Here is a 16499-nt window from a genome sequence, read left to right as displayed (position 1 = left end):
TACGTTTGATAGAAAACAGAAAGCCCCGCTTCATGCGACCGCCGCACGATCCGGCGATATTTTGCGCGCCTGATGGCAAGTCACGCAGTTCAACGTCAATCGATGAGGTGGGGTGATCATGTCTTTCCTTGGTAAGCAGCGGAGGTGGGTGGCGGTGGTAGCGGGCGCGCTGGCGCTTGCCGGCGCGGGTGCGCACGCGGCGCAGCAGGACGGCGACAGCCAGCGCGAGGACCGCGACCACGCGAGCCGCGTCGTGAAGCACGTGCTGCTGATCAGCGTCGACGGCCTGCACGAGCAGGATCTCGCGCGCTGCATCGGCGCGAACACGTGCCCGAACATCGCGGTGCTCGCGAAGACCGGCGTGACGTACACGAATGCCTATACGCCTGGCCTGTCGGATTCGTTCCCCGGCCTCGCCGCGCTCGTGACGGGCGGCTCGCCGAAGACGGCCGGCCTGTTCTACGACGTGTCGTATGACCGCAACCTGTACGAGCCGGGCGACACGAGCTGCTCGGGCAAGCAGGGCTGGAACGTCGTGTTCGACGAGACGACCGGCATCGATGCCCAGAACGGCGGCGCGCTCATCCACCTGGACGGCGGCGGCGCGTTCAACCCGCAGGCGATCCCGAACGCGAAGGTCAACGGCAAGTGCGTGCCGGTCTATCCGCACAACTACGTGAAGACCAACACGGTGTTCGAGGCCGTGAAGGCGGGCATCCCGAACGCGACCACCGCGTGGGCCGACAAGCACGCATGGGGCTACGACTGGCTGAACGGGCCGTCGGGCACCGGCGTCGACGATCTGATGCGCACCGAGATCAACTCGATCGATCCGGCCACGGGCACGAACTACACGGATGTCTACTCGCACACCGCGCGCTTCGACAACCTGCACGTGCAGGCGCTGATCAACCAGATCAACGGCCGCGACTCGACGGGCACGAAGCGCGCACCGGTGCCGACGCTGTTCGGCGCCGATTTCCAGACGCTGAGCGTCGCGCAGAAGGCGACGGTCGCGACGGGCGGCGGCTATCTCGACGCGAACTTCACGCCGAACGGGCAGGTCGCGAACGCGATCACGTACGTCGACAACGCGATCGGCCAGGTCGTCGCGGCGCTGAAGCAGGCGAACCTGTATTCGTCGACGGCCGTGATCGTCACGTCGAAGCACGGCCAGTCGCCGACCGATCACACGAAGCTCGTGAAGAACGGCGACACGCTGACGAAGCTGCTCGAAACGAACAACTACATCGACCCGAACGGCAACTTCGGCCAGAACAACACGAAGACGGGCAACCTGAACGATGGCTCCGGCCTGGTCGACACGGGCTTCGTGCAAACCGACGACGTCGGCCTGATCTGGCTGCGCGACCGCAACCAGCGCACGGCCGTGGTGCAGACGCTGAAGGCGAACCTGGGCTGCAACGCGCCGGGGATCTGCGCGGATGGCTCGCAGGCCGACATCCTGTACGGCGCGGCGCTTGCCGAGCGCTTCGGCGATCCGGCCAACGGTCGCACGCCGGACATCGTCGTCCAGCCGAATCCGGGCGTGATCTACACGTCGAGCACGAAGAAGGACGAGGAGCACGGCGGCAACGCACCGGATGACAGCCACCTTGGCCTGCTCGTGTCGTATCCGGGCCTGCATCGCGCACGCACGGTGACCGACGCGGTCGGCACGAAGCAGGTCGCACCGACGATCCTCGGGCTGCTCGGTGCGAACCCGCGCCTGCTGCATGCGGTGGTGGCCGAGGGCACGGAGGTGCTGCCGGGGCTCGGTATCGATCGCTGAGCGACGCGACGCCGCCGCACAGCCCGCCGCCGGCCGCGCGGCGGGCTGCTTGTGCGCCGCGTGAGGGGCTGTGAGGCGCTGTCCGCGCCTACTTCGCGAACAGCACCGGCATCATGTGCAACGCGCAATCGTGCATGCGTTTGCCGATCGCCTGCACGTCCGGCTCGTCCTGCGCCATGAGCGAATCGCCCGCGCGTTTCATCGCCGCGTAGCTGCCGCGCATCGCCGCATACAACGGAATCGGCGACGTGGCGCCGGGGCTCGGCCCTTCGAAATAGCCGGTTGCGGCGAGTTCGCCCAGGTAGTAGGTGTACAGCGCACCGACGTGGTTCGCTTGCAGCCACGCCATCAGCTGGATGCGCCGGTAGACCGACACGAGATCGTCTTTCGGGCGCGCGCCGAGCGCGACGAAGATCTGCAGCCGCGCGAGCCAGTTGCCCTGGCGCGCGGCCTCGACGAGCGCCGTCCACTGCGCGGGCGTCGTCGAGCCCGGCTCGCGCAGGCTGCGCATGTAGTCGATCACGGCCTGCTGGTCGGGTGCGGGGCCGATCTGGTCGGGCGACCTGCACACGAAGCGGGATACGTCGATGTCGGCGTCACCGAGATGGTCGAGTTCGTGCTTGATCTTGCCGTACACGTCGTCGAGCTGTTTCTGGACGTCGTCCCTCGACCATTCGGCCGGCAGCGGGCCCAGCCACGCGAGTTCGTCATCATGGGCAGCCGCGGCCGCGCGGTAGCGGGCGAGCGCGGCATCGCGGCGCCGGATGGCGGCGGCCTCCTCGTCGCGCGCGTTGTCGGCCATGCGCTGCGCGACCAGGTCGCCGGCGTCGGTCAGCTTCGCGCAGCGGGCGAAGGCGTCGTCGCGGTGCGTCCAGCACGCGTTGTCGACCGTGTAGATCCAGCGGGTGTTGACGGTCTCCAGCACATAGTGCGTCTCGCCTGCCTGCCGTGCGACGGCGGCGCGTCCCTTGTCATCGGTCACGCCCTCGGCCAGCGCCTTGCCGTCGTGCGTGGTCCAGCTGTAGGGCTCGTTGCTCAGCGGTATTTCGCTGCCGCTGTCGCGGGTCAGGTTGATCGCGTAGCGCGTTGTCGGCTTCGTCTCGGCGTGCGCGACACCGACGGCGGCGAAGGCGGCGAGCGCGACCGCGGCGCAGCGATGCCAGGTTTTTTTCGGGTGCGTGATGGCGGGCCGCCGGATGCGGCCGCGGTGTGACGACGGGGTGTTCATTGCCCTCTCTGCGTTGTTGTTCTGGTCGGCTTCGTTTGACGACGCGCGAGTGTAGCAGGCACGCATCGCGACGGACGGCTTGAATTCTGTCGCCCGCACCGGCATATTCGCCACGCATCACCCGTTCAACGACGCACCGGGAGGTTTGTTCATGCGCCTGCTGCTTGCCCTGCTGCTGCCGTGGTTCCAGTTCTTCACGATCGGCCGCCCGATCGCCGGGATCATCTGCCTGATCCTGCAAATCACGATCATCGGCTGGCTGCCGGCCGCGATCTGGTCGGTGTATGCGCTGAGCCAGTACAAGACCGACCGGAAGATCGAGGCGGCGCTGCGCGGGCGGTGACAGATCGCGGAAAGGGGAATCCGCGCGTCGTCTGAAGAAGACGATGCGGCGCGCGAGCGCGGAAATGGCCAGGCTCGCAGGCATGTCGACGAAGACGATTCAGGATTTCGAACAAGGTCGGGGCGACGGGACGGTGCAGACGATGGACCGCATCTTCGGCATGCGGGGATTGAAGCCCGGCGTCCTGCGGCAGAACACATCACAAGCCGGACGTGACGGCGCATCCGTCCTGTCGTCGGCAACGCATCCGCCTCGGGCTGCTTCATCGGATTCCGCTTTCCCCCTTCGCTGGCTATCCCGGCGGCGCCCCCTCCAGCGCCTCCGCCCGCGCAAACAGCCAGTCGACGAAGGTGCGCAGCGACGGATCGTCGTCGTCGCGATACAGGCAATGAAACGGCGGCCCTTCCAGGCGGACCTCCGGAAACAGTGCGACGAGCCGCCCGTGTTCGAGGTCGTCGCGCACCACTGCGCGCGGCGCGAGGCACACGCCGAGCCCGCTCGCGGCAGCCTTGGTCATCAGGAAGAACTCGCGATAGAACGGCCCGCGCAGCGTCTCGGTGACGGCCGAGCCCGCCTGGTGGAACCAGTATTGCCACGCCTGCGGCAAGCCCGCGTAATGCAGCAGCGGCGCGTGGCGCAGGTCGGCCGGCGTACGCGCCTGTTCGAGCACCGGGTGGCCGGGCGCGCACACCGGCACCGCGACGGTCGCGAGCAGCGGCCGCGACACGAATCCCTTGCGGCGCAGCTCCGGCGTATAACGGCGAACCACGATGTCGCAGGTTTCGTCGAACTGGTCGCGCTCGTTGTCGGGCGTCGCGACGAGTTGCACGTCGATATCCGGATGCTCGGCCTGGAACACAGCCAGTTGCGTGAGCAACCATCCGTGCGCGAATGACACCGACGCGTTGATCCGCACCGGATGGCCGCCGACGGGTTCGAACATCTGCCCCGTCGCCTGCGCGAGCCGGCCGAGACAGCTCGCGACGTCGACGAGGTAGTGCCGCGCGCGCGGCGTGAGCCGCAACGAGCGCCCGTCGCGCTCGAACAGCTTCTGCCCGAAGAACGATTCGAGCACGCGGATCTGCTGCGCGACGGCGCTCTGGGTCACGTTCAGCTCGTCGGCGGCGAGGGTGAGGCTCTGCAGGCGGCCGGCAGCTTCGAAGCTGCGCAGCGCGTTGAGGGGCGGCAAGCGGCGCATCGTGAGATCGAGAAGAAAAGCTACACAGTGGGTCAAAAAATGTCGTTTGTGGCGGCTGGGGCGCCTCCCTATGATGGCGCCGACAGGAGAGAACGCCCCGATGACGATCATATCGCCACCCGATGCCCGAGCAACCGGAATTCGCCACCGTCTTCGCCTTCGGCGCGCGGCGCGGCGCGCGATGCGCCGCCCGGCCGCAGTGCCGCCCGTGCGCGGCTGCGGCGCGCTGGCGCTCGCCTGTGCCGGACTGTTCGCGGCGCTGACCGGATGCGCGACGAAATCGGACAACGAACGCCAGATCGGCAGCGGCGGATCGCTGGTGCGCTACAGCTCCAGCCAGACCGAGGTCGACCTGACCGATCGCGAGCAGCAGACGCTGCGCATGCTCAGCGACCGCAGCTATGCGGATGCGACGCAGGCGCGCGTGCTCGACGCGGTGGCCGGCGTGCTGCGTGCGCAGGGTTATGCGCCGGTGACGGTCGATCGCGATTCGGGGCTGGTGGAAGCGGGGCGCAGCGACACGCTGATCCCGAAATGGCGTCAGCTGTTGCGTGGTGCGCTGAAGGCGCGTATCGGAATGCTGCCGACGAAGCCCGATCACGAACGCGTGGCCGCGATCGTGACGGTTCGGGCGGGGCGGGACGCGCACGCGGCGATCGTGCGTGCACGATTCGATCGCACGGTGTGGGACAGTGCCGGCGATTCGCGAACCAAGACCGTCCTGGAGCCCGAGTACTACCAGGCGTTCTTCACGGAAGTGGACAAGGCGATGTGCACGACGAAGTGCGAGCGGTGAGCGGCGTGCCCACCGGGATGTGAAAGCCGGGGCATGCAACCACCCCGGCAGCGTGGCAGCGCCGGGATGCGCCCCGGCGTGCCACGCGGGTGAGGCCTATTTCATTGCAAACAGCGTCAGGTTCATGAAGATCTTGAACGCATAGCCGAGCGTGACGGCGCCGATCACGCCGCCCGCCCACAGGACGACGAACCACATCCAGCCGCGCATCCGCGACCGCGGCGCCGCAGCGGGGCGTTCGGCGGAATCAGTGGTGGTAGTAATGCTGGTCTTCATGGCGCACCTTGCCTCGGAATACCCAGTAACCCATCGTCGTGTAGGCGATGATGATCGGGAGGATAACCGCTGCGCCGACCAGCGTGAAGGTCTGGCTGGAACGCGGCGCCGCGGCTTCCCAGATCGTCATCGTCTGAGGAATCGCATACGGGAACAGCGTGACGAGCAGGCCGACGTAGCCGAGCAGCACGAGTGCCAGCGCAAGCACGAACGGGGTCATGTCATGCCGGTCGCGCACCGCGCGGCGCATCCACACCGCGCACCCGGCGACCAGGAACGGCACCGGCAGCAGGCGCCAGAAAAGCCCCGAATCGAACCAGCGCTGCGCGATCGCCGGATCCTGCAGCGGCGTCCACAGGCTGACGACCGCGATGAAGCCGAGCAGCACGACCGTCAGCGGCCATACGACGCGATGCAGGCGCCGCTGGAGGTCGCCCTCCGTCTTCGCGACGAGCCAGCAGCAGCCGAGCAGCGCATAGGTCACGATCAGGCCGAGGCCGGTCAGCAGGCTGAACGGCGTGAGCCAGTCGAAGGCATCGCCCGCGAACACGCCGTCCTTCACGTTGATGCCCTGCAGGAACGCGCCGAGCGCGATCCCCTGGAAGAACGTCGCGCCGGCCGAGCCGCCGATGAACGCGAGATCCCACAGCTGCTTCGTGCGCCGCGCCTTCGCGCGGATCTCGAACGACACGCCGCGGAAGATCAGGCACACCAGCATGAAGATCAGCGGCAGGTACAGCGCGGACAGCACGGTCGAATAGACGACCGGGAACACCGCGAACAGCCCGGCGCCGCCGAGCACGAGCCACGTCTCGTTGCCGTCCCACACGGGCGCGACCGTGTTCATCATCAGGTCGCGTTCCTTCTCGTCCGGGAAGAACGGGAAGACGATGCCGATGCCGAGGTCGAAGCCGTCGAGCACGACGTACATGAAGAGCCCCAATGCGATGATCGCGGCCCAGATTACGGTGACGTCCATAGGTTTTCTCGTGTGCGGAAAGGGTGGGGCTCAGACGGTCTCGAGCGGCTCGTCGACGGCCGACATCGGGCGGCGCGCGGTGTGATCGGGGCGCGTGTCGGGCGTGTCGTCGTGCTTCACGTCGGGCAGCGCGGGGCCGGCCTTCATCAGCTTCAGCATGTAGTACACGCCGGTGCCGAACACGAGGAAATACACGATCACGAACGTCATCATCGACAGGCTGACCTGCTGCACCGACAGCGGCGACACGGCGTGCGCGGTGCGCATCACGCCATACACGACCCACGGCTGGCGGCCCGCTTCGGTTGTCACCCAGCCCGCGAGCAGCGACACGAAGCCGGTCGGGCCCATCACGAGCGCGAAGCGCTGGAACCCCTTCGATTCATACAGGCGGCCGCGGCGGCGCAGGAGCCACGCGAGCGCGGCGAGGCCGATCATCGCGAAGCCGAGGCCGACCATGATCCGGAAGCTCCAGAACACGACGGTCGAATTCGGGCGGTCTTCCGGCGGGAATTCCTTCAGGCCGCGGATCTCGCCGTCCCAGCTGTGCGTGAGGATCAGGCTGCCGAGGTGCGGCACCTTCACCGCGTAGCGGGTCGTTTCCGCCTTCATGTCCGGAATGCCGAACAGGTTGAGCGGCGTGCCGCCCTTCTCGGTTTCCCACAGCCCTTCGATCGCGGCGATCTTCGCGGGCTGGTGCTTCAGCGTGTTGATGCCGTGCTGGTCGCCGATCACCGCCTGCAGCGGCGCGAGCACGAGCAGCAGCCACAGCGCCATCGAGAACATCTTCTTCACGCCCTTGTCGCGGCGGCCTTTCAGCAGGTGCCATGCGCCGGTCGCGGCCACGACCAGCGCGGCGACGATGAACGCGGCGATCGCCATGTGGAACAGGCGATACGGAAACGACGGGTTGAAGATGATCGCGAACCAGTCGGTCGGCACGACGCGGCCGTCGACGATCTCGAAGCCCTGCGGCGTCTGCATCCAGCTGTTCGACGCGAGGATCCAGAACGTGGAGATCAGCGTGCCGATCGCGACCATCAGCGTCGCGCCGAAGTGCGCGCGCGGGCTCACGCGGTTCCAGCCGAACAGCATGATGCCGAGGAAGCCGGCCTCGAGGAAGAACGCGGTCATGACCTCGTACATCAGCAGCGGCCCGGTGACCGCGCCGGCGAAGCTCGAGAAGCCCGACCAGTTCGTGCCGAACTGGTAGCTCATCACGACGCCGGAGACGACGCCCATCCCGAACGCGACGGCGAAGATCTTCGACCAGAACAGGCAGAGGGTCTTGTAGTACTGCTTGCCGGTTTTCAGCCAGCGATATTCGAGCACGGCGATGAAGCTGGCGAGGCCGATGCTCAGCGCCGGGAAGACGATGTGAAAGGAGACGGTGAACGCGAATTGCAGGCGGGCCAGATCGAGGGCCGAAAGAGCGGTGTCCATACCAGTTGACCGAGGCTGACGATACCCGCCGGCGGGTGCCGGCGGCCCCCTGCGGACGGGCGTCGGGGTTGGCTGGAGTATGGGCCGCGATGTTGCGCCGCGAAATGCGCCAACTCGTCGCAGATGTCCAGCCCGCCGCGCGCGATTTCGGGGTAAATCGTTGATTCGTATCAAGAAGGCTGCTCGCGGCGCGAGCGGTCGCGGCGTGGCGGTCTGACGCACGTGCGTCAATATGGCGCGTCGCGTCATTGGAACGGTTTGGTGCGGATGCAAACGCCGCGTGACATCGCCCCGTGCGGCGCCGGTGCACGGCCGAACCGTTGCAATGCGTTAACGCGTAACACGCCCGGTCGCGCCGGCGGGCCGTGGCCGATGGGGTCTGTCACATTGGTAACGCCGCGCAACATTGGCGCGTGCGCCTGTAATGGATGGCGGATCGCGCGCGGCGTAGCGTTCGGTATATCGGGTTCGCATCGACGAACCGCCAGCCGGAGAACGTGACGTGAATGGATTGAAGCTCGCACTGGGCGCGGTGGCCGCAGTGGCGATCGCGACGGGCGGCGTGGCGCATGCCGCCCGGGTCGGGGTCTATATCGGCCCCGGCTACCCGTATTACTACCCCGTCGTCCCTGCGCCTTACTACTACCCGTCGCCCGTCGTCGCGGTGCCCGTCGATCCGGGGCCGCCGCCCGAGTACGTCGAGAAGGGGCAGCCGCAGGACGATGGCGACGCGAACGTCTGGTACTACTGCGACGCGTCGAAGCATTACTACCCGTATGTGAAGACCTGCAAGTCGGGCTGGCGATCGGTGCCGGCGCGGCCGCAATGACGGAGACGCGACGATGAAATCCGTATTTCGACCTTTGCGCGTGCCGGCCGCGCTGGCGCTGGCCGGCCTGCTCGGCGCGTGCGCGTACATGCCGACCGGGCCGAGCGTGATGGCGCTGCCCGGCACCGGCAAGTCGTTCGACCAGTTCCGCGCCGACGATGCGAACTGCCGTCAATACGCGTTCCAGCAATCGGGCGGCGTGAGCGCGAGCCAGGCGTCGACCGCGAGCGCGGTCGGCAGCGCGGCGGTCGGCACGGCACTGGGTGCGGCGGCAGGCGCGGCGTTCAACGGCGGCACGGGTGCGGCCGTCGGCGCGGGCGCGGGGCTGCTCGCGGGCAGCGTGGTCGGCGCCGGTGCGGCGCAAGGCTCGGCCTACGACATTCAGCGCCGTTACGACTACGGCTACCTGCAATGCATGTACGCGACCGGCAACCGCGTGCCGGTGCCGGGCGGGATGAGCGGCGGTGGTGGCGGTGGCGGGTATGGCGGTGGCGGATATGACGGCGCACCGCGTGCGGCGCCGCCGATGCCGCCAGCAGGCGTTCAGCCGCCGCCGCCGCGTTACTGATGGTGGTCCGGGCGGTGTCGTGCGGCATGGCGCGCAGGTGCGCCGGGTACGCCGTGCGCGCATCGACCGTCGGTACGCACACGCCGGATGAATTGCGTACACTCTGAGTCTCGTTTCGGCAGGGCCGGGCCCATCGGTTCCGGTCCGCGTTTACCCAGGACTCAGCGATGATCGATTTACGCAGCGATACCGTGACACGTCCGAGCCAGGCAATGCTGGCCGCGATGACTGCCGCCGAAACCGGCGACGACGTATGGGGTGACGACCCGACCGTGCTGCGCCTGCAGGCGGTGATGGCGGAGCGGGCCGGGAAGGAAGCCGGCCTGTTCTTCCCGAGCGGCACGCAGAGCAACCTGGCCGCACTGATGGCCCATTGCGAGCGTGGCGACGAGTACATCGTCGGCCAGCTCGCGCACACCTACAAGTACGAAGGCGGCGGTGCGGCCGTGCTGGGCAGCATCCAGCCGCAGCCGATCGAGAACGCGCCGGACGGCACGCTGCCGCTCGCGAAGATCGCCGCGGCGATCAAGCCGATCGACAATCACTTCGCCCGCACGCGCCTGCTCGCGCTCGAAAACACGATCGGTGGCCAGGTCTTGCCGGAAGGCTATGTGCAGGAAGCCGCCGCGTTCGCGCGCAGCCGCGGGCTGTCCCTCCACCTCGACGGCGCGCGTGTGTGCAACGCGGCCGTCGCGTCGGGCCGTTCGATCGCCGAGCTGTGCGCGCCGTTCGACAGCGTGTCGATCTGCTTCTCGAAAGGGCTCGGTGCACCCGTCGGCTCGGTGCTGGTCGGCAACCGTGTGCTGATCGAGCGTGCGCAGCGCTGGCGCAAGGTGCTCGGCGGCGCGATGCGCCAGTCGGGCATTCTCGCGGCGGCCTGCCTGTATGCGCTCGACCACAACGTCGAGCGGCTCGCGGACGATCACGCGAATGCCGCGCATCTCGCCGAAGGCCTCGCACGCATCGACTCTGTGAAGGTGCTGTCGCACGCGACGAACATGGTGTTCGCGCAATTCCCCGAAGCCGATTGCGCGCCGCTCGAGGCGTGGCTCAAGGCGCGCGGGATTCTCACGCAGATGCTGTACGCGTCGCGCTTCGTCACGCACTGCGACGTGTCGCGCGCCGATATCGATACGTTTATCGACGCGGTCGGGACGTATTTCGCGCCGCGCCGCGCGTAAGGTGGAATGCGCCGGCCGGCGGGGGCGCCGGCCCGATGTGGCGCGAAGCAGGAGGCGGAGAGGCGACGGGGGCGACGGGGCGATCCGTCTGTCGATATCGGGCGAGCCGGCGGATTATGCTTTGCGGGGTGCGTCGGCGGGCGGTGTGCCGTCGTGGAACAGCGCCTGCAGTTGCGTGCGCAGTTCGGCGCTGTCGGCGTGCTGGTGCACCAGCACCGCATGTTGCACGGCGGCCTCCAGGAGTTCCTTGTCGGAGTCGGCGGAAATCGCGACCGAGCAATGCATCGTGCTGGGAAACTCGCGGCAATCGATGTAGCGGCGAGACATGATGTTCTCCTTGCGGGAAAGGGCATGGCCGGATGTGCGTGATCGGCCGCGCGGCGCGCTCGCGGGGCCGATGGAAAAAGTATAGGCGGCGCGGCGGCGATTCTCGCCGTCAGGCGTACCGCGCCGCGCAAACGCGCGTCACGGCAGCGGCGCGAGCAGCCGGCGCGCCGCTTCGACGACCCGCTTGGACAATGACGCCATCGTCGGCGATTGCACGGTCCACGCGTGCCAGTAGAGCGTGACGTCGGTCGGATGCGCGGGCGCGAGATCGACGAGCCCCTGCGTGTCGAGCGGCGCACTGCCGATCAGCGGCTCCGGCACCATCGCGTAGCCGAGCCCGTGGCGCACCGCCGCGAAGTGCGAATGGGTGCCCGGCACGTAGTGGCACGGGTACGCGCCCTCGGGCAACCCGAACTTCTCCTTCAGGAACGACGACTGCAGCGTATCGCGCCGCGAATACGCGACGACGGGCGCCTTGCGCGCGCTCGTGCGGTTCAGCCCGCGCGGAAACCAGCGCACCGCGAACGCGGCGGCCGCGAGCAGCCGGTAGCGCATCGTGCCGAGCGGCGTCGCGAGGCAGCCGCGCATCGGCTTCGGCTCGGTCGTCACGCAGCCGACCGCCATCCCGCTTTCGAGCAGCGCGAACGTGTGGTCCTGATCCTCGACGATCAACTCGAACAGGATGCGCTCGCCCGCGAGCACCGACGTCAGCGCCGGCAGAAACCACGTGCCGAGGCTGTCGGAATTGAGCGCGATCGTGACGGAGATCGGCGATTCGCGCTCGGTCGCGAGCGTGCTTTGCAGGTCGGCCTGCAGCAGCGCGACGCGGCGCAGGTGCTGCAGCACGCGCTGCCCGGCCACCGTCGGGCGGCACGGCCGCGTGCGCAGCACGAGCGGCGTGCCGAGGCTCGCCTCCAGCGCGCGGACCCGCTGCGTGACGGCAGAGGCGGTCACGTGCAGGCGCACGGCCGCCTGCTCGAAGCTGCCCGTGTCGGCGACGGCCAGCAGCGCGGCGGCCTGCTTCGGATCGATCGTCAGAGACATGGATCAGATAGCCCGAGACAGATTGTGATACTCAAAACGATGGAGCCTGGTTGGTTATGGTGTTGCGGCCGATCATGACGCGCGATGATCCAGTGTGCCATGGAAATCGGTCCCACCTTGGGACCAAACTGTGACCGATTCGGCATGTCGTGCCAGATGGTCTGGCGCTGGATGCGCGTACCGGAGAAGCATGTCGGAACTCGACCATCCACCCGGCTCCTTCAGTCGCTCAAGCGGTGGCAGCTAGCCCAGGTGTGCCGCACATCGTGGAATCGAATATTCTCGACGCTGGCCCGCGCACATGCGGCGAGCCATTGCTCTCGATCCCACGACGTGATCCGCTTGCCGTTTCGGACGAATACAAACCGGTGATGCTTGCCGATCTGCTTGCGGATGAGTCCGATCGCCTTGCTGTTCAGAGGAACGCCGATCGACTTGCGCGCCTTCGCCTGATCTGGATGAATCCATGCGCGACGAGTAACCAGATCGAGCTGCGGCCATTCGAGGCCGAGAATGCTGGCTTGTCTAAGCCCGGTCGCAAACCCAAAGGCTGCAGCATCACGCATCCGGTCGCGATTGAGTTCGCGAAGTAGCCACGGCGCCTCCTCTTTCGTGATCCAGCGCATCCGCTTGCTGGACGCTTTGGTGCACTTCGGTATCGGTGCTCGATCGATCCACTCCCACCTTGCGGCAGCGTTGAGCATGCCGCGAATCGTTGCAAGATGCCGGTTTCGTGTTGCTACCGAGGCAGCCTTGTCCGGACGCCAGCGGCCACACTTTTCCGGAAGCGCTTCCATGATCTCGGCCACCGTTCGGGAGTCGATGTGGCACCCCTGAAAATACGTGCCGAAGTGTCTTGGGTGCCCCACGAAGTGGACATCATTTCGCTTCGCTGCGTGCTCGTTGAGGTATCTCACCACGGCCTCCTCGTAGACGCAGCGCCGCCGTTCTCCAAGCTTATGCACGCGCCAAAGTTTCGCTTTCAGCGTGTCGTGGTACGCCTCAGCTTCCTTCCGGTCGGAAGTCCCGCAAGAGCGGCGTATTCTTTCCCCGCCTGGCGTACGAAGATCGACGTAATAGACGCCGCCGCGCTTTCGGATGGACCTTGGTAACGCGCCTTTCCTTCCGGCCGCACCGGTCGATCGGCATTGTAACCGGACGATTTCGATTTCAGAATTTCAGGCCGAATTCGCTACACCGCCCGACATCGCCGAGCGGTTCGCGCTCCGGTTGCCGGATGAGTGGGTGAACGACCAGTGCGTCGAGTGCGGGGGGCGGGCGTCGTGCGTCGCGTGCGTCCCGTCACGATGTCAACGCACGTGTGCGATGTACGTGGGGGCAGCGAAAAGGTGTGTGTATCGGAAACGTATCCAGTTCTTCGAAGGGCGTAACGGGTCGTTGGTCTTTCTGGAATGCGAACTAAGCGACGACTGCGGCGGGTTGGGGAGAATCGCTGCGCCGCCGGCTTCGGATAGGAGGGGGCGGCACATTTGTCCCGACTGTTCCGACTGTCCCGGTTCCGGCTAGCGGCAGGTCGATGACGCTGGTCGGCGCGCACGCGCTCGGCATGTCGCTCGACGAGTATCGGCGGAACCGGTCGTGGCGCTTTCACGACATGCTCGCGCTGTTGGATACGGTAGATGGATCGGTGTACGACACATTGTGTCGGCGATTGCGGGGATGAAACGGAGTCCATTTCAAGAGCGGATCGCGTAGATTCCGCGCATCCTTTACCGCGTCACTGGATACGTGAGCGACCGCACACTCGTGTCGCAACAATCGCACGACAGGCGTACTGAATCGCGGGAGCGCCGCGACCAACAACGACAACTGTCTGTCGGGATTTGTTGGGCGGGCGTTCGCCCTGACGAAATGAATGCCGAAGCCCTGAGCGCGAAAGTTCTCAGGGCTCTTTTGTGAGCGGCTCAACCCGCGCCCCCGCGCCGATTCTTCGGCAGCGGGGCGCTTTCGTTTCAAGTCCTGACACTGACACGTGAGGTGGGTTCGGGAATAGGGAATGCGGCCTCCTTACTGTGAGCCGCTCGGTGTGAAAACATCTTGCCCTACATTGGTGTGCTTCCACGAAAACTGGGCGAAAGCGTTTGCGTAGTAGTAGAGCGCAGTGATAGTCGGCGTGCCGTTCGTCACTCGACAAAGTCCTGACCACGTCGTAATGCTGTTGTAGCTGGCTGAGCTATTGTTCCAGTTTACGGAAAAAGTAAGCAGCGTAACTTGATCAAGCCCGCTATTTGAAGGCGGCGCGGCATAGTACCAACCTGAGAGCGCAAAAGTCTGCCCTGTTGTTCCGGAAGGCGAAATATACGTGCCTTGAATGGCACCCGTTCCCGAAACGGCGCCGATTTTCATGGTTGAGCCCAGCTCATTGCGCCACGAGCCGATCGGGTTCTGGCAAGTTGGGGGAGAGAGAGCTGTTTCGGCCCATGAGGGTGATGTGAGCGTCCCCAGGATAGCGAGCGACGCGAGCGTTTTCTTCATTTTGGCTTCCTTTCGTGTGATTGTGCGGACCCCGCATATGGGCTCAACCACGCTGCGGTGAACCTGACCCCCCAATCCGACACATAATTGTGCGAGCTCGACTGATGATTCCTGGTGGCGGCAATCATCCCTTTAAGAGATTTGATCGAGTGGGTGATTTATTGGTGCGATCGTTTCCATTAACAATGGCGGGAAAAATTGATCAAGCGAGAATGGTCTTGGATGTTTGATAATTCAATGTGTATTTTTATCTGGGGTGTTAATTTGAAATTCAGAATAGGTTGATCGAGAGGGATTTGCAAGAATGCAAATTTGATTTTGGTGAATTTGCCGGTTCAATAAATGTCGGATTTGTGGTGATGCGGGGCTGAATTTTTCGGGCGTCGTGGGGGTAGTGAATTAAATGAAATTGTTGTCGATTATTTTTTTGATTATGTGCCGGATCATTGATGTCACGTAGGTGCAGTCCCTCCTCGTGGGGCAGATGCACCAATAGAAGACGAAATCCGCTAGGTGAAAGCCTCGCGTTTTTTTACTTTGGAGACGCAGCAATACGATGCAAGTCGGCGAGCGTTGGACCGCGTGAGATCTGGTCGACGTGGGATGAAGATCGAAGCACCGGGCGCGTTTCTGGATACGACCCATCGGGTCTGCGCAGTGATTCGGCGGATCGCGACGACGGCGTGGGTGCGCAAACTCAGTACGGCTAGCACGGCAGTCGATGGTGCCCCATCTTCGAATGCTTGATACAGCAGTGCTTCTTCCCGGCTCTGCCCGCGTGCCTGGCCGATCCGCTGATTCATTGACACAACCAGGGCGTTTAACCCGATGAATAAGGTTCGGCTAGTCGGCGATGGGCGTTTTACCGTGTCTGCAAAACCAACGTTTCATCATTGGTTTCCGAACCTTCGCGGTCCTGCAGCTGTAGGCAAGAAATTGACCTATGTGTGGAAATAAAGTCGAACCGGCGGTGGCGGGTAGCGTGCCGGCCGGGCCTCAGCACGGCTCCGCGCTCTTGAGGTGCAGCGAGCCTTGATGATCGATCGTCATCGACATGTCGGTGGAATTCCAGTGAACGCAAGGCGGGAGCCGCCGGTCGTGTAAGTCAGTGCGTACAAGCGGCCGGGTGCGGCGCAACGTCCGGTTGCACCGCATTCGTCGTCGGAATCGACCACGGTAAGCCGCACGCCGGTGGCGCGTGCATTTTGACCTACGCTATAGGAACGCGCGGAACCCGGCATGTGCCATGCCGGCACTTCGCACGCGGACGATCGCGCGTCGCGCGCAAGCCGCGACGCGGGCGTCGTGACGATTCCCACTTGATGGAGACGAACATGTCGATTCGACTAGGCGAGGACGCGCCCGATTTCACCGCGGAGACCACCGAGGGAACGATCCGCTTTCATGAATGGATCGGCGACCACTGGGCCATCCTGTTTTCCCATCCGAAGGATTTCACGCCGGTGTGCACGACCGAACTCGGCTACATGGCCGGGCTCAAGCCGGAATTCGACAAGCGCAACACGAAGATCATCGGGCTGTCGATCGATCCGGTCAGTGATCATCGCAAGTGGGTGACGGATATCGCTGAAACGCAGGGGCACGCGGTCAACTATCCGCTGATCGGCGACGACGAACTGAAGGTCGCGAAACTGTACGACATGATTCATCTGAATGCGAGCGGCGGCCCGCGCACGGCGGTCGACAACGCGACCGTGCGCTCGGTGTTCGTCATCGGGCCGGACAAGAAGGTCAAGGCGATGCTCGTCTATCCGATGAGCGCGGGGCGCAACTTCGACGAGGTACTGCGCCTGCTCGACGCACTCCAGCTCAACGCGAAGCATACGGTGGCGACACCGGTGAACTGGAAGCCCGGCGACGATGTCATCATTCCGACGTCGGTGTCGGACGATGCTGCGAAGCAGAAGTATCCGGAAGGCTTCCGGACGCTGAAGCCGTACCTGCGCTACGTGACGCAGCCGCGCTGACGCGCCGTGCC

16 protein-coding genes and 1 pseudogene are annotated in these 16499 nt (G+C 65.4%); 8 read left to right on the top strand and 9 right to left on the bottom strand.

What is annotated here, in order from left to right:
• Positions 1-112: 112 nt before the first annotated feature.
• Positions 113-1792: an alkaline phosphatase family protein gene (locus HWX36_RS13825; protein WP_175952646.1), complete on the top strand. Its 1680-nt coding sequence runs from the start codon at positions 113-115 to the stop codon at positions 1790-1792.
• Positions 1793-1880: 88 nt separating this feature from the next.
• Here the strand turns inward: HWX36_RS13825 and HWX36_RS13820 are convergent, their stop codons facing one another.
• The gene (locus HWX36_RS13820; protein ID WP_175952645.1) at positions 1881-3020 is read right to left on the bottom strand and encodes a hypothetical protein; all 1140 of its coding nucleotides are present in this window, start codon (positions 3018-3020) and stop codon (positions 1881-1883) included.
• A gap of 151 nt (positions 3021-3171) precedes the next feature.
• Between HWX36_RS13820 and HWX36_RS13815 the strand changes: the two genes are divergently transcribed.
• Positions 3172-3363, top strand: a complete 192-nt coding sequence (locus HWX36_RS13815; RefSeq protein WP_175952644.1) for a YqaE/Pmp3 family membrane protein — start codon at positions 3172-3174, stop codon at positions 3361-3363.
• Between the two features lie 292 nt (positions 3364-3655).
• On the opposite strand, the gene HWX36_RS13810 is transcribed toward HWX36_RS13815, so the two are convergent.
• Positions 3656-4561: a LysR substrate-binding domain-containing protein gene (locus HWX36_RS13810; protein ID WP_244136418.1), complete on the bottom strand. Its 906-nt coding sequence runs from the start codon at positions 4559-4561 to the stop codon at positions 3656-3658.
• Between the two features lie 181 nt (positions 4562-4742).
• Between HWX36_RS13810 and HWX36_RS13805 the strand changes: the two genes are divergently transcribed.
• Positions 4743-5357, top strand: coding sequence for a hypothetical protein (locus tag HWX36_RS13805; protein WP_244136417.1), 615 nt, complete (start codon positions 4743-4745; stop codon positions 5355-5357).
• 96 nt (positions 5358-5453) lie between these two features.
• Here HWX36_RS13805 and HWX36_RS13800 read toward each other — a convergent pair whose 3' ends face one another.
• Genes HWX36_RS13800 through HWX36_RS13790 form a run of 3 tightly spaced genes read right to left on the bottom strand, consistent with a single transcriptional unit; the run spans position 5454 to position 8055 of the window.
• On the bottom strand, positions 5454-5633 hold the full coding sequence (locus HWX36_RS13800; RefSeq protein WP_175952642.1) for a hypothetical protein: 180 nt from the start codon (positions 5631-5633) through the stop codon (positions 5454-5456).
• On the bottom strand, positions 5605-6612 hold the full coding sequence (gene cydB, locus HWX36_RS13795) for a cytochrome d ubiquinol oxidase subunit II (protein WP_175952641.1): 1008 nt from the start codon (positions 6610-6612) through the stop codon (positions 5605-5607). The genes HWX36_RS13800 and cydB overlap by 29 nt, the downstream gene beginning before the upstream one ends.
• Before the next feature lie 30 nt (positions 6613-6642).
• Positions 6643-8055, bottom strand: coding sequence for a cytochrome ubiquinol oxidase subunit I (locus tag HWX36_RS13790; protein ID WP_175952640.1), 1413 nt, complete (start codon positions 8053-8055; stop codon positions 6643-6645).
• A 502-nt stretch (positions 8056-8557) separates the two neighbouring features.
• Here HWX36_RS13790 and HWX36_RS13785 point away from each other — a divergent pair.
• From HWX36_RS13785 to ltaE, 3 genes are all read left to right on the top strand, one after another.
• Positions 8558-8884, top strand: a complete 327-nt coding sequence (locus HWX36_RS13785; protein WP_175952639.1) for a hypothetical protein — start codon at positions 8558-8560, stop codon at positions 8882-8884.
• Between the two features lie 13 nt (positions 8885-8897).
• Positions 8898-9452, top strand: a complete 555-nt coding sequence (locus tag HWX36_RS13780; RefSeq protein ID WP_175952638.1) for a YMGG-like glycine zipper-containing protein — start codon at positions 8898-8900, stop codon at positions 9450-9452.
• A gap of 167 nt (positions 9453-9619) precedes the next feature.
• A complete protein-coding gene (ltaE, locus tag HWX36_RS13775) occupies positions 9620-10633 on the top strand; it encodes a low-specificity L-threonine aldolase (protein WP_175952637.1) in 1014 nt (337 codons plus the stop codon).
• A gap of 114 nt (positions 10634-10747) precedes the next feature.
• Here ltaE and HWX36_RS13770 read toward each other — a convergent pair whose 3' ends face one another.
• The 3 genes from HWX36_RS13770 to HWX36_RS37145 form a co-directional block, all read right to left on the bottom strand.
• Positions 10748-10960 carry a DUF1059 domain-containing protein gene (locus HWX36_RS13770; RefSeq protein ID WP_175952636.1) on the bottom strand — a complete coding sequence of 71 codons (213 nt, stop codon included), beginning with the start codon at positions 10958-10960 and terminating at the stop codon, positions 10748-10750.
• Positions 10961-11098: 138 nt separating this feature from the next.
• A complete protein-coding gene (locus HWX36_RS13765; RefSeq protein ID WP_175952635.1) occupies positions 11099-12004 on the bottom strand; it encodes an HTH-type transcriptional regulator ArgP in 906 nt (301 codons plus the stop codon).
• 221 nt (positions 12005-12225) lie between these two features.
• Positions 12226-12921: a tyrosine-type recombinase/integrase gene (locus HWX36_RS37145; protein ID WP_244136416.1), complete on the bottom strand. Its 696-nt coding sequence runs from the start codon at positions 12919-12921 to the stop codon at positions 12226-12228.
• A gap of 286 nt (positions 12922-13207) precedes the next feature.
• Between HWX36_RS37145 and HWX36_RS37140 the strand changes: the two are divergent.
• A pseudogene (locus tag HWX36_RS37140) lies at positions 13208-13688 on the top strand (hypothetical protein); the annotation flags it as partial.
• 344 nt (positions 13689-14032) lie between these two features.
• Here HWX36_RS37140 and HWX36_RS13755 read toward each other — a convergent pair.
• Positions 14033-14500, bottom strand: a complete 468-nt coding sequence (locus tag HWX36_RS13755) for an avidin/streptavidin family protein (RefSeq protein ID WP_175952634.1) — start codon at positions 14498-14500, stop codon at positions 14033-14035.
• A gap of 1334 nt (positions 14501-15834) precedes the next feature.
• Here HWX36_RS13755 and HWX36_RS13750 point away from each other — a divergent pair.
• The gene (locus HWX36_RS13750) at positions 15835-16488 is read left to right on the top strand and encodes a peroxiredoxin (RefSeq protein ID WP_175952633.1); all 654 of its coding nucleotides are present in this window, start codon (positions 15835-15837) and stop codon (positions 16486-16488) included.
• Positions 16489-16499 lie beyond the last annotated feature (11 nt).

The organism is Burkholderia sp. BCC0405, from assembly GCF_902833075.1.
Lineage (GTDB): Bacteria > Pseudomonadota > Gammaproteobacteria > Burkholderiales > Burkholderiaceae > Burkholderia.
This window is presented reverse-complemented; position numbering and strand designations above follow the sequence as displayed.

Bases quoted from the DNA above. Each gene is read 5' to 3' on its own strand.
- HWX36_RS13820 (WP_175952645.1), bottom strand. From the start codon at position 3,020: ATGAACACCCCGTCGTCACACCGCGGCCGCATCCGGCGGCCCGCCATC.
- HWX36_RS13815 (WP_175952644.1), top strand. From the start codon at position 3,172: ATGCGCCTGCTGCTTGCCCTGCTGCTGCCGTGGTTCCAGTTCTTCACG.
- HWX36_RS13810 (WP_244136418.1), bottom strand. From the start codon at position 4,561: ATGCGCCGCTTGCCGCCCCTCAACGCGCTGCGCAGCTTCGAAGCTGCC.
- HWX36_RS13805 (WP_244136417.1), top strand. From the start codon at position 4,743: ATGCGCCGCCCGGCCGCAGTGCCGCCCGTGCGCGGCTGCGGCGCGCTG.
- HWX36_RS13800 (WP_175952642.1), bottom strand. From the start codon at position 5,633: ATGAAGACCAGCATTACTACCACCACTGATTCCGCCGAACGCCCCGCT.
- cydB (WP_175952641.1), bottom strand. From the start codon at position 6,612: ATGGACGTCACCGTAATCTGGGCCGCGATCATCGCATTGGGGCTCTTC.
- HWX36_RS13790 (WP_175952640.1), bottom strand. From the start codon at position 8,055: ATGGACACCGCTCTTTCGGCCCTCGATCTGGCCCGCCTGCAATTCGCG.
- HWX36_RS13780 (WP_175952638.1), top strand. From the start codon at position 8,898: ATGAAATCCGTATTTCGACCTTTGCGCGTGCCGGCCGCGCTGGCGCTG.
- ltaE (WP_175952637.1), top strand. From the start codon at position 9,620: ATGATCGATTTACGCAGCGATACCGTGACACGTCCGAGCCAGGCAATG.
- HWX36_RS13770 (WP_175952636.1), bottom strand. From the start codon at position 10,960: ATGTCTCGCCGCTACATCGATTGCCGCGAGTTTCCCAGCACGATGCAT.
- HWX36_RS13765 (WP_175952635.1), bottom strand. From the start codon at position 12,004: ATGTCTCTGACGATCGATCCGAAGCAGGCCGCCGCGCTGCTGGCCGTC.
- HWX36_RS13755 (WP_175952634.1), bottom strand. From the start codon at position 14,500: ATGAAGAAAACGCTCGCGTCGCTCGCTATCCTGGGGACGCTCACATCA.
- HWX36_RS13750 (WP_175952633.1), top strand. From the start codon at position 15,835: ATGTCGATTCGACTAGGCGAGGACGCGCCCGATTTCACCGCGGAGACC.